At 61.6% G+C, this 12,108-nt stretch carries 10 protein-coding genes; 9 read left to right on the top strand and 1 reads right to left on the bottom strand.

The window, feature by feature from the left end; translation table 11 throughout:
- Positions 1–19: 19 nt before the first annotated feature.
- A complete protein-coding gene (locus tag FKV68_RS30235) occupies positions 20–1,048 on the bottom strand; it encodes an ABC transporter substrate-binding protein (RefSeq protein WP_180942586.1) in 1,029 nt (342 codons plus the stop codon).
- A 310-nt stretch (positions 1,049–1,358) separates the two neighbouring features.
- Here FKV68_RS30235 and FKV68_RS30240 point away from each other — a divergent pair, with 310 nt between their 5' ends.
- The 9 genes from FKV68_RS30240 (at position 1,359) to FKV68_RS30280 (ending at position 12,108) form a co-directional block, all read left to right on the top strand.
- Complete coding sequence (locus FKV68_RS30240; protein ID WP_180942587.1) at positions 1,359–2,291, top strand: LysR family transcriptional regulator; 933 nt, start codon at positions 1,359–1,361, stop codon at positions 2,289–2,291.
- A gap of 375 nt (positions 2,292–2,666) precedes the next feature.
- On the top strand, positions 2,667–3,593 hold the full coding sequence (locus tag FKV68_RS30245) for an isocitrate lyase/PEP mutase family protein (protein ID WP_180942588.1): 927 nt from the start codon (positions 2,667–2,669) through the stop codon (positions 3,591–3,593).
- A gap of 5 nt (positions 3,594–3,598) precedes the next feature.
- Positions 3,599–4,450, top strand: coding sequence for a MaoC/PaaZ C-terminal domain-containing protein (locus FKV68_RS30250; RefSeq protein WP_180942589.1), 852 nt, complete (start codon positions 3,599–3,601; stop codon positions 4,448–4,450).
- On the top strand, positions 4,447–5,268 hold the full coding sequence (locus FKV68_RS30255) for an alpha/beta fold hydrolase (RefSeq protein WP_180942590.1): 822 nt from the start codon (positions 4,447–4,449) through the stop codon (positions 5,266–5,268). The genes FKV68_RS30250 and FKV68_RS30255 overlap by 4 nt, the downstream gene beginning before the upstream one ends.
- A complete protein-coding gene (locus FKV68_RS30260) occupies positions 5,265–6,914 on the top strand; it encodes an AMP-binding protein (RefSeq protein WP_180942591.1) in 1,650 nt (549 codons plus the stop codon). The genes FKV68_RS30255 and FKV68_RS30260 overlap by 4 nt, the downstream gene beginning before the upstream one ends.
- Positions 6,911–8,128: an acetyl-CoA C-acetyltransferase gene (locus FKV68_RS30265; RefSeq protein WP_180942592.1), complete on the top strand. Its 1,218-nt coding sequence runs from the start codon at positions 6,911–6,913 to the stop codon at positions 8,126–8,128. Before FKV68_RS30260 ends, FKV68_RS30265 begins: the two co-directional genes overlap by 4 nt.
- 64 nt (positions 8,129–8,192) lie before the next feature.
- Positions 8,193–9,194 carry a phosphoglycerate dehydrogenase gene (locus FKV68_RS30270; protein ID WP_180942593.1) on the top strand — a complete coding sequence of 334 codons (1,002 nt, stop codon included), beginning with the start codon at positions 8,193–8,195 and terminating at the stop codon, positions 9,192–9,194.
- A 17-nt stretch (positions 9,195–9,211) separates the two neighbouring features.
- Positions 9,212–10,879 (top strand): acyl-CoA dehydrogenase family protein, encoded by a 1,668-nt coding sequence (locus FKV68_RS30275; RefSeq protein ID WP_180942594.1) that lies wholly within the window; start codon positions 9,212–9,214, stop codon positions 10,877–10,879.
- Entirely contained in the window at positions 10,876–12,108 is a 1,233-nt protein-coding gene (locus FKV68_RS30280; RefSeq protein WP_180942595.1) for a CoA transferase, read from the top strand. The genes FKV68_RS30275 and FKV68_RS30280 overlap by 4 nt, the downstream gene beginning before the upstream one ends.

The following is a 12,108-nucleotide window of genomic DNA, read 5'->3' on the forward strand; positions in this document are numbered from 1 at the left end:
CTGGTCCGTTGCCAATCGACTACTGGAACTGGCTCTCGAAAACCGAGACCCAGTGATCCTTCTTCTCGGTGAAATCTTCGAGGTCGAGCATGGCGCCTTTGAAGTTTCCGGTCGCAGGAGCAAGCGCCGGGTTTGCGGGCGCCACCGCGGGGTTCGACGGGATGTACCCCGCGTCGCGGTAAACATTCTGACCGTCTTCTGACAACACAAAGTCAAGAAACAGGCGCGCAGCATTCGGATTGGGGCCGCCCTTGACGACACCGATCCGGCTTGTCACGCCTACGGCAGGGTCAAGACGCAGAAACTCGATCGGCGCGCCTTTCTCCTTGCTGCTTTCGACTGCGATGTTCTGGGCCATCATCGCGATTTCATATTCACCTGCGATGGCCTGGTCGAGAACGACGCGATTGCCGCTCGGGACATTGGCGACCTTCTGGGCCGAAAGCTGCTCCATGAAGGCCTTCGCCTGCTCATCTCCCAAGGCGTTTGCAAGAACGACCATGAGCCCAACCGGGCTTGTCATGCCCGTTTCGGCGGGCCAGGCCATCTTGCCATTCCACCGCGGATTGAGAAGGTCTTGGTAGGTCTTCGGCCAGTCACTTTTCGGAACGAGCTCGGTATTAATTGCCGGTCCATAGTATTGCACCGACTGCGCGTACCATTTGCCATCCGCAGCGCGAAGCTCCGCTGGGAACGACGCCGCAGAAGGCGACTTGTAGGCATCCGTAAGGCCCGCGGCATCAAGCGTTGGGAACGTGCTAGATCCATCCCAGACATCGCCACCAACTTGACCGACCTGGGCCTCATTGATTAGACGCGCGGCAAGATCGGTCGCCCCGGCGGTGACATATTCGACAGGAATGCCGTACCTGGCTTCGAATGCAGCCGCCATGGGCCGGACAACCGCGTCGACATTGACGCTGGAATACCAGATAACCTTGCCTTCTTTCTTGGCCGCTTCGACCAATGCAGCGCCGTCTGCCGATGCCGCACCGGCAAAGCAAGTCATCGCAAGCAGTGATATCAACACGCTGCGTCTTTTCAACATTTCTTCTCCTCCCTTCATTCGTGCATCAGATAACGAGCATCGATGCGCTTGATTGGCCAGAGACCGCCTACACAACTTTTCGCCGCGTCAATCGGCGGCGCCTCACAGGCCACAATATCTGGCACCGGCAGGCTGGAGCTGCGTTGTTTGCGGACGCCGGGCTCCTCTCCCAAGCGCGTGTTTGTCCCGCGTGCTCCGGGAGCTGCGTAATTCAGCGGGTCGATGACCAAGAATGACCGTAGCCAAAGTCCGGCCATCTGTATAATATGAAGTTTGCAACGCCCCAATCTATTTTACAGAACGAGGTGCCATGGATACGCGACAGCTTCGCTACTTCGTCAAGGTCTACGAGGAACGCCACCTGTCGCGGGCTGCCGATCTTTGTAACATCTCCCAGTCAGCAGTTAGCCTGCAGATCACGAAGCTTGAGGAGGAGTTTGGCACCAAGCTGTTCATCCGCGAGACCTGGGGCATGCAGCCTACGGCTTCGGGAGAACTGCTATACAGGCACGCCGTGCCACTATTGCGCAACCTTGCGGTCGCGACGGAGGCGATGCACCAGCGGCAAGGTGAAATGGCCGGCGACTACTCGATAGGACTTGCCTATTCCGTGGTGAAGGTAATCGGCGCAGATCTTATGCGGACGACACTCGAGAACCATCCGCGACTGCGCCTATCGCTAACCGAAAGCGTTCCAAGCAGCACCCTTCTCCACATGATGCAGACTGAGCTCGACATTGCGATGACGTTCAATCCGCCCGCACTCGGTGAACTGACACGCACACCACTCGTCGAAGAGCCCCTGGTCTGTGTCGGCCTGCCGTCCTTCATTGGTGACACCGATCAGCCGATCTCGCTGGACGAGGTGTTGCGTTTGCCCCTCGTAATGTATCGACAGTTCTCGGCACCATCCGTCGAGGCGTCAGTGCTGCGAGAGATTAACGCTCGCGCTCGGGTCCGGATAAACAGCTTCCAGGCGATCGGCCAAGCGCTTTCTGTCGGCCATGGCTGCTTTATCGGCAGTAAGTTGTACACGCAGGAACTCGTGGAAAGCGGGATCGTCGCCATGCGGCCGATTGCCGACGCGCAATTCAAGCGCACGCTTTGCCTTGTAGAGTTGGCCGAGCGACCAGAGACCTTCGTAACGGAGATGATGCGTAAGCTTCTCGTGCAACTCGTCCGTAAAGCTGTCGAAGATGGACGCTGGGAAGCCGATCTCATCGCCGATGCGACCGCGCACTGAAGTGGCTTTCGTTTCAAGCGTATCGCTGACGTCAATGCGTTCTGTTTTTTAGATCGCGTGATACAGAAACTCTCATTATACTTATGCAAAGCCCGCCGCTACCTTCTTCCAAGGTAACTCGAAGTCCTTTGGAAAAGGCGGGATGCACGACGGGTAAGGACACGGGCCGGTTGAGCGCTTCGCTCGATGTGTGCTGGTTCGTGTCAGTATGCCATCGGTAGGCGTGAAACAGCCACCCGCCCGATCTGGCCGCAGCCAGGTTGCACGTAATCCTCCGGACTTTGAAACCATGGGTATGCAGCACGCGATACCGCGGGCTGCCCGTCGTGCGCACTTTGCCGCGACGGACGATCAGCAACGCGAAAGGATCGACTGGTGGCTAGATGGGATATGGCGCGCAGGCTGCGTAATGGTGAAATGATACTTTGTGGTGGGGTATGGGATTCTCTTTCCGCCATCATCGAAGAGCGTGCAGGTCTCGATGCGGTCAAGCTCGGTTCATCCCAACTGGCGGCTTCGCTCGGTTTGCCCGACATCGGCCTGCTGTCTGCCGCGGAAACCCGAGATCGCATATTCAACATCTGCGATCACATCGACATCCCGTTGATGGTGGATTTCGAATCGGGTTACGGCAGCGAGTACGACATCGCATCGGCGGTGCACTGGGCGCACGAGTTCGAGCGCGCAGGTGCGGCGGCTATCCACATCGATGACTACGGCGATGATAAATGCCCCTGGCTGCCGCCCTATCTTCCACAGCTGATGTCGGCCGAGAGCATTGCAGACAAGATCAAGGCAATCTGCGACCGCCGCGATAACGATGACTTCCTCATTATGGTTCGTTGTGGCGCTACCTCGTCCATCGCCTTCCCCGACAAGGAGGCGGCGTTCGAGGAAAGCATGCGGCGCTTCCACATGTGGAAAGAGGCCGGCGCCGACATCATCTGGCCCCGCGTTTACAACGATGACCATCTGGCACGCGTGCGCCGCGAATTCAGCTGCCCGCTGTCTCAGTCGATTGCGGGTGAGCGGGCGCAGGGCCGCGTGGGGTCAGGAGGGCGCAAGGAGAAGGTCCGCACTGCTCAAGACTATTTTGAGCTCGGCTATCACTTGCTGACGGTCGGCGCGACGTTCCAGACCGTCATGATGAAAGCCATCGAAGTGGCTGCGCGCAAGTTCCGTGAGACCGGGGATTGCAACAGCTTTGAAGACATGTCGATGCCCTTCAACGAATGGATCGAGCTTGTCGACTTTAGCGAATGGTATGCACTGAACGGCCATTCCGCTATGGCGGCGGAGTAATCGGCATGAGCGAAGCTCCTGTCATCTGCAGCTTTGACGATTTCAGGATCGGCCAGACGTTTGCCGGCGGTTCGCGCCGGGTAACGGAGGAAGATATCGCCCGGTTTTCCGATCTTGGCGGTGATTTCCACCCCTTGCACCGAGACGACAGCGCCGCCCAAGCACAGGGATATGCGTCGAAGCTCGCGCATGGTCCCCTCGGACTGTCGGCGTTCTTCGGATGGTTCTTTGATTTGTCGCTTGCGCGGGCAGACATCGTCGGTCTTCTGAATACCGACTGGCACTATGTCGGACCGATCTACGCGGGCGATACGCTCAGCTTCCGCATGATCATCACGGGCTGCCGCCGTACGTCGACGGGTGACCGGGGCATCGTGACGCGCAGCGTCGAGGTCCTGAACCAGTCCGGCACCGTGGTCCAGAAGGGCAACAGCGCGCTGATGTATCGCAGTGAACCCGGTCGTCGCAGGCTGGGCCAGGAGCTTTTCACCAGCGAATGGGCCAAAGCCTTGGCTGAACGGCTGAACGCAAATGCAGCTTTCGTTTCGGCTATGGCCACTTGGGACGGCGCTTTCGGACTTGGCAATAACAGGGATGAGGTCGCCTTTCGCATTTATCGCGGCAGAATCATCGAGGCGGGCACGCGGCCGCCGAGGGGAACAGACTTTGCCGTGCACGCCGACGGCGCGACCTGGAGCCGTCTGATGACCGGGGCTGACGGCCTGTTCATGATCGAGGCCATGCAAGGCGCGTTCTCAGTACGTGGTAACGCCTACGAATACCTGCGCTTCACCAAGGCACTGAGCCTCGTCGTGAGTGCGATGCGCGACTTCGCACAAGAAGGAGCGGAGTTGTGATTTCTGCCGATTACATTCGGATTGACGGCGCAGATGCCTATGTCGAACGGTGGGGCTCCGGTCGCCCGGTTCTGTGCATCCACACCGCCGGCCAAAGCGGGGTTCAGTGGCGCTACGCTGCCCCGGAGCTCGCGCGGCTGGGATATATGGCCATTGTACCCGACCTGCCCGGACACGGCAGATCAGACCCTGCCCAGGGAGGGCCGGTGACGGACCTCTGCCGCTATACGGCTTTCTGCGCGGCGCTGATCGATGCGCTTGGGCTGGAACGACCGTTCGTGACCGGTTGCTCAATTGGCGGCAAGATCACTCTCGATCTGGCGATCAATCACGGCCATCGTCTGTCGGCTGCCGTCGCGATGGCGGCGGATGCCGGGCTTGCGCCCCAACGAGGCGCCGCCATGGCGGCTGGCCTGCGGCGCGAATTGGAAGACAGCGCCGCGCCCAGTCGATCAGAACGGACGTACCTGGGCACTCATGCCGTGGTCGGGCAGGCGGTACCGCGCGAGCGGGCGGAAATGATTGCCCTGATGCACCGGCGCGAAGATCCGCTCGTTTCGATTTCCGACCTGATCGGTTGGGCCGGTTTTGACCGCTGGTCACGGCTCGATGCAGTGGCCTGCCCTATTCATCTCGCGGTCGGTGCCGACGATCTCTGGGTGGATTCCGCAGCGGTACGGCGAACGGTTGAGCGTATTCCGGGTGGCCGCTTCACTCTGCTGAACGGCATCGGCCACTACCCTATGGAGGAAGTGCCCGACATCGCCGTACGCCTCGACGCCTGGTTTACTGAAATGACAGAGGACAGAGCGATATGAGTATCGATGCTTCAACCCCACTGGATTTCCTGATCCAGCGAGCGACGGAAGCGGCCGAGCGTACGGCCATTATCGACGCTGGCGGCGACGAGCCAATCTTCGTATCGCGCGGCGAATTGCTCGGCCGCGCCGTCGGGCTCGCCGAAGAACTGCGCGAGTCCGGCGTGAGCGAGGGCGACTGCCTTGCCGTCTGGCTTCCCAACTGGACGGACAGCCTGGTCTGGCAGTTCGCGGCGATCGCGCTTGGCGCACATGTGGTGGGTATCAACACGCGCTACAATGTGGATGAGATCGCCCATGTCTTGGAAAAAGCCCGGCCGAAAGCAGTTGCCGTTGCGCATGGCTTTCACAAGCTCGACCTTCGCGACCGGCTTCACGCAGCCTTCGCCCAGGCGGCATGCCCGGCATTTAGGGTCGCCGTGCTGACAGGCCCGGGCAAGGCCCCGGCGGATGTCCACATCCTGGCAAGCTATGACGTTGGCGCCGGCGCCTTCGTTCCATCGCGCCAGTCCGGGACGGTTCCGACCGCGACCGATCCGGAGGCGCTTGCAGTTGCCTTCACCACCTCCGGCTCCACCGGCAAACCCAAACTCGCAGCCCATAACGCCGGCGCGGTGGCCGCGCAAATGCTTGCTGTCGCCACTTTCGACGATTGGCGCGAGACGGACGTCATCCTGTGCGCCCTCCCTCTCACCGGCGTTTTCTCGTTCATACCGGCCATGACGAGCATTGGCGTCGGTGGTCTTTGCCTTCTCGAACCGGTTTTCGACGCTGATCGGATCGTTGCGCATATGGCAAGCTTTGGCGTCACGCACGTAATCGGGGCCGATGACATCATCGGCCGCATAGCCGATGCCTGGAATGCCAATCCGCTGCCGCTTCCGAAATGGCGACGAATGCTGTTTGCCGATTTCAACGGCTTTTCGAAGGAATTGGCCGAATGGGGCGAAACGACCTTTGGTCTCAAAGCCGGGGCAGTCTATGGATCGTCCGAAAGCTTTTCCTTGATGGCGCTTAGGCCGCCGACCGAGGCGTTACCACGCCGGTGGCAAGGCGGTGGCACACCCGTCAGCAAAGACATCAGAGTGCGAGCGGCCGATCCGGAAACCGGGGCTTTGAAGGCTCCGGGCGAAACCGGAGAGCTTCAGATCAAAGGCGAAAACATCGTAGACGCCTATCTTGGCCAGCCGGACCTTCACGCAGCGCAGTTCACCGAGGATGGCTGGTTCCGCAGCGGAGATCTCGCCATCGTCGCTGCCGACGGCTCCTTCGACTATCTCTGCCGCATCGGCGACTCGCTGCGACTCCGCGGGTTCCTGGTCGAACCGACCGAGATCGAGGAGCGCCTGCTTGCCCACAGTGCCGTTGACCTCGCCAAGATCGTCGGCCTGCGTCAGAGCGACGGCGAAACCGTTGCGATCGGCTTTGTGACCCTCGCCGGGGAACAGCAGGTTGTTGCGGAAGATCTGCGGCAGTGGTGCGCATCGGGGCTGGCCGCCTACAAGGTACCGCAAACCATTCACATCATCGAAGAAATGCCGACTGTCGCTGGGGTCAATGGTGCCAAGATCAAGGCCGCCGACCTGCGGGAGATGGCAAAGGCTCTGGCCCTAAGCCACAGCCCTGAGCGAAAGGAAACAGCATGAAACGCGTGGTCATCTGCGAACCGTTGCGCACCGCGGTTGGCGGCTACGGCGGGATGTATGTCGATGTGCCCGCAACTCACTTGGGCCGCACCGTGATCGAAGCCGTTCTGTCACGCACGAAGATCGATCCCGAACGGATCGACGATGTCATATTCGGCCAATGCTACCCCAATGGCGAGGCACCGGCCATCGGGCGGGTGGCGGCTCTCGATGCCGGCCTGCCGGTCACCATCCCCGGTCTGCAGATTGACCGGCGTTGCGGCTCCGGCCTGCAGGCAGTCCTGGACGCTGCAATGCGCATCCAAACCGGCGTCGCCCATATCGTGTTGGCGGGCGGCGCTGAAAGCATGAGCCGTGCCGAATACTATACGGAAGACATGCGTTGGGGAGCCAAGGGGCGCCCTGCTCAGTTGCATGACAGGCTGGCGCGCGGGCGTGTCACGTCTGGCGGCTTTCGCTATCCGGTTTCGGGTGGCATGCTGGAAACGGCTGAAAACCTGCGGCGCGACTATGCCATTCCTCGGGCCGAGCAGGACGAATTCGCGCTGAGCTCACACGTGCGTGCGTGCGCGGCGATAGCGGACGGGCGCTTTGCAGAAGAAATCGTACCAGTCATCGTACCCGGCAAGCACGGAAAACCCGATCTGGTGATCGATCGCGATGAACATCCGCGCTCCGACGCAACGTTGGAGAAGCTCTCAAAGCTGCGCCCGGTGATGGCGAACGCGGACCCCGAAGCGACCGTAACCGCCGGCAATGCCAGTGGCCAGAACGATGGCGCGGCCGTCTGTTTGATGACTGACATCGAAACTGCTGAGCGACTGGGCCTGCACCCCTATGCGGAACTGGTCACTTGGGCAGCCGCCGGAGTTGATCCGTCGCGCATGGGAATCGGACCGGTACCCTCGACCAAGAAGGCGCTGGAGCGCGCCCGGTTGGCGCTTAAGGACATCGATCTCATCGAACTGAACGAGGCCTTTGCCGCGCAGGTTCTGGCCTGCACCCGCGAATGGGGCTTCGGAGCGGTCGATTTTGAACGCATGAACGTGAACGGTTCGGGGATTTCGCTTGGCCATCCGGTCGGCGCCACCGGAGTGCGCATCCTGACCACGATGCTACGGGAAATGCGGCGCCGCGAAGCGAACTATGGGCTCGAGACCATGTGCATCGGCGGCGGCCAGGGGCTGACCGCTATTTTCAAGCGGGTCGGCTAACCAGGTAGGGCTCTTTGCCCGCTTGCGCGGATCTTACGTTTGATAGAGAGAAGGATAGGGACGTATGTCCACTGACAGGAAAGTCGTATTCACCCAGAACTATCTGGATGGGGAAACCACATCGTTTCTACGGTCCCACGGGTGCTGCCTTGAAAGCCCGGCCTTGCCCGAAGGTGTCGCCGAGCGCAATCTGTCCGAGGACCAGCTCGTAGAGCTTCTGCAGGAGGCACAAGGTTGGATTGTCGGTCATCCGCTGATCACCCGGTCGCTGCTGAAGCGGCTGCCGGATCTGAAGGTGATTGCCCGCCGGGGAGTTGGTTACGAGCGGGTCGACGTTCAGGCCGTGCGCGATCTGGGCCGAGTTCTCGCTATCGGCGCGGGCGGCAACGATGCATCGGTTGCCGATCATACGCTAGGCCTGATCCTCTCGGTTGGAAGCCGCCTGCGCGACAGCCAGCGGCGCATGGAAGAGGGTGACTGGCGAATCCTGCCTTCGCATGATCTTAACGGCAAGACCGTTGGTATCCTGGGCTTCGGGCGCATCGCAAAAAGCGTAGTCCGCCGGTTGTCCGGCTTTGATGCGCGCGTGCTGGTCTGCACGCGTTCGCCGGTGGAAACGCCCGATGTCACATTCGTCGATTTCGAAACACTTCTTCGGGAAAGCGACGTCCTCACGCTACATGCCCCCCTGAACGAGAATACGCGCCACATCATCAACGGCGATACCCTGGCACGGATGAAACCGGGAGCAATCCTAGTTAACACGGCACGAGGCGGTCTGGTGGACGACCGCGCGCTGCTGTCGGCATTGGAATCGGGGCAGCTATTGGGGGCGGGGCTCGATGTATTCGAAAGCGAGGCACAGCCCGAGCTGAAGCCGGTGTCCGAAGCGCTTATTGCTCGACCTGACGTGGTGACCACGCCGCATGCCGGTGCATCGTCGATGGAAGGGCTGGCGCGTACCAACATGGTGGCCGCCCGCGCCGTTGTGGCGATTCTCGACGGGCACGAACCCCCTCCCGGCACAGTCATTGCCGATGGCCGCACCTTGGCAGCAACCGCCTGACTGGAGGAAGTCAAGAAATGACGATCGAGAACGTTTCATTCCTTTCGAACACCGCGCCTGACGCGCTATTCGACGCCGCGAAGCGTCTTGCAGGCGCGCACTCGGACGCCTGCCTTGCAGGTCTCTTGACCCACCTCCAGAACGATTCCGGTAATGCAAGCCAAAAACTGAATGCGAAACAGAGGCTAGCCCATGGCGTTGCCTGGACGGCTACTCTTGCCGAAGGCGTTGCAGCCGTGGCCGACTGGGCACGCGAACGCAGCACCCCGCCAGAGTTAGCGGCCGCCCGGCTTGCCGTCGCCGAAGCCCTGTACCAGCTCGCCTCAGGCCTTGCTATGAGCCAAGTGGAAACCTTCCGGGCCTTTGAGCTTGGCGTTGAGCCCAACCCCGAAATGGCCCGGACAGCAGCCGCTCTGCTGGGCGAGGATGCCGGGGCCTCGCTACGTGCAACGCTGGCCAAGCATATCGCGGCAGGCGAATGGCTTGATGACCGGTTGGACGACGAACTCGACGCGATGCGCGACATGATCCGCCGTTTTGCCGAGGATCATATCTCGCCTCATGCCCATCAGTGGCATCTGGCTGATGCCCTTATCCCGGACACGGTAGTGGCGCAGCTGGCCGAGCTGGGCGTGTTCGGGATTTGCATCCCCGAGACCCATGGCGGCCTTGGCCTGGGGAAGCTTGCCATGTGCGTCGTGACGGAAGAGCTCAGCCGCGCCTGGATCGCAGCTGGATCCCTTGGTACCCGGTCGGAAATCGCGGGAGACCTCATCGCCGCCGCGGGGACCGACGCCCAGAAGGCAACCTGGCTACCACGCCTCGCCTCGGGGGCGGTGCTGCCAACCGCCGTGTTCACCGAGCCTGACACGGGCTCGGACCTCGGCTCGCTGACCGCGCGCGCGCGCCAAGGCGAAGATGGCAGCTGGACGATCACCGGCGCGAAGACCTGGATCACCCACGCCAGCCGTTCCGACCTGATGACTGTTCTGGCCCGCACCGAACCAGATGTGGCAGGCCATCGCGGCCTGTCGATGTTTCTTGCAGCCAAGACCCGCGGCACCGAAGATGCCCCATTCCCCGACGCGGGCCTGACCGGCAGCGAAATCCGCGTTCTGGGCTACCGCGGTATGCGCGAATACGACCTCGCATTCACGGGGTTTCAAGTCGGCCCTGACGCGCTTCTGGGTGGCGAGCGCGGACAAGGCTTCCGGCAACTGATGCAGACTTTTGAAGGCGCGCGCATCCAGACGGCCGCCCGCGCCGTGGGGGTGGCGCGCAATGCGATGGAACTTGGCGCCCGCTATGCAACCGAACGCATGCAGTTCGGCAAGCCGCTTGCTACATTTCCGCGCGTCTCCGACAAGATCGCGCAGATGGCAGCAGACACGCTTTTCGTGCGCGAACTGACTTATCGCGCCGCCCGCGTGAAGGACCGGGGTGATCGCAGTGATATCGAGGCGGGCATGGCAAAACTGTTGGCTGCGCGCGTGGCATGGGCCAATGCCGATGCCGCGATGCAGATTCATGGTGGCATTGGCTATGCCTTGGAAACGCCGATCAGCCGCGTGCTGTGCGATGCCCGCATCCTCAGCGTTTTCGAAGGATCGGCCGAGATCCAGGCTCATGTCATTGGCCGCGGCCTGTTGGACCGCATCACGCAACGCAATTGGGGTGCGGCATGACCTACGATCTCCTTTCCGGCACGAGGATTATCGAAAGCTCGGCTTTCATCGCCGCGCCACTGGGTGGACTGACACTGGCACAAATGGGCGCAGACGTGATCCGGGTGGACGCCATCGGCGGCGGCATCGACTATCGCCGTCTGCCGCTGATGCCCGAGGGCCGCAGCATCTACTGGACCAGCCTGAACAAGAACAAGCGCTCGATTGCCATCGACTTGAAGCGAGCGGAGGGCCGCGAGTTGGTGGCGGACCTCGTCACCGCCCCAGGTGATGGTGGCGGCATACTGTTGAGCAACATTCCCGCGAAATGGCTTGATCCGGCCGCGCTGGCGAAAATGCGCCCTGACTTGATCTCCTGTCTGATCGAAGGGAACCCCGACGGCACGACTGCGGTAGATTACACGGTCAACTGCGCCACGGGCATTCCCGCGATCACGGGCGATGGCTCAGTCGATCGCCCTGTCAATCAGGCGCTGCCCGCGTGGGATCTGGCCTGTGCACTCCAGGCATCGACGGCCATAGCCTCAGCTCTGGTCCGGCGAAAACAAACGGGCCAAGGGGCGCAGATGCGGCTGGCACTGGCCGACACTGCCTTCAGCCTTCTCTCGCATCTTGGCATCCTGACCGAGGCTGAGCTTTTGCCCGACCCGCGGACGGCCATCGGCAATGACATCTACGGGGCCTTCGGCCGTGATTTCGGCACCGCCGACCATCAGCGGCTGATGGTCGCCGCCATTTCCCTGCGCCAATGGCAGGCTTTGGTGGAGGCTTGCGACATGGCCGATGCCATCGCCGCGATAGAACGTACAACTGCCATGGACTTCAAGAAAGAGACCGATCGCTTCGAGGGGCGTGATCTGATCGCGGCCCTCGTCAAGCAATGGTGCCGAAGCCGCACTCTGGCCGAGATTGCGCTCGCCTTCGATCGTGCGGGTGTGTGCTGGGGGCGCTATGCCACGACGCGCGAGGCGCTGGCCAACGACCCGCGCCTGTCGGCCTCGAACCCGGTCTTTGAGCGAGTTCGAACTGAAGGCGTAGGCGCCCATCTCTCCGCCGGCGCCGCGGTACGCATTGTCGGGGACGAGCGCGCGCCTGTCCACCCTGCGGCTAAGCTCGGAGCGGACACCGACACAGTTCTGGCCGAGGTACTGGGCCTTTCTTCCTCCGAGATCGGGCGATTGCACGAAAAGGGCATCGTCGCCGGACCCGACGCAGCCGAACCATCATAG

Origin of the sequence: Sinorhizobium mexicanum (genome assembly GCF_013488225.1) — a bacterium.
Lineage (GTDB): Bacteria > Pseudomonadota > Alphaproteobacteria > Rhizobiales > Rhizobiaceae > Sinorhizobium > Sinorhizobium mexicanum.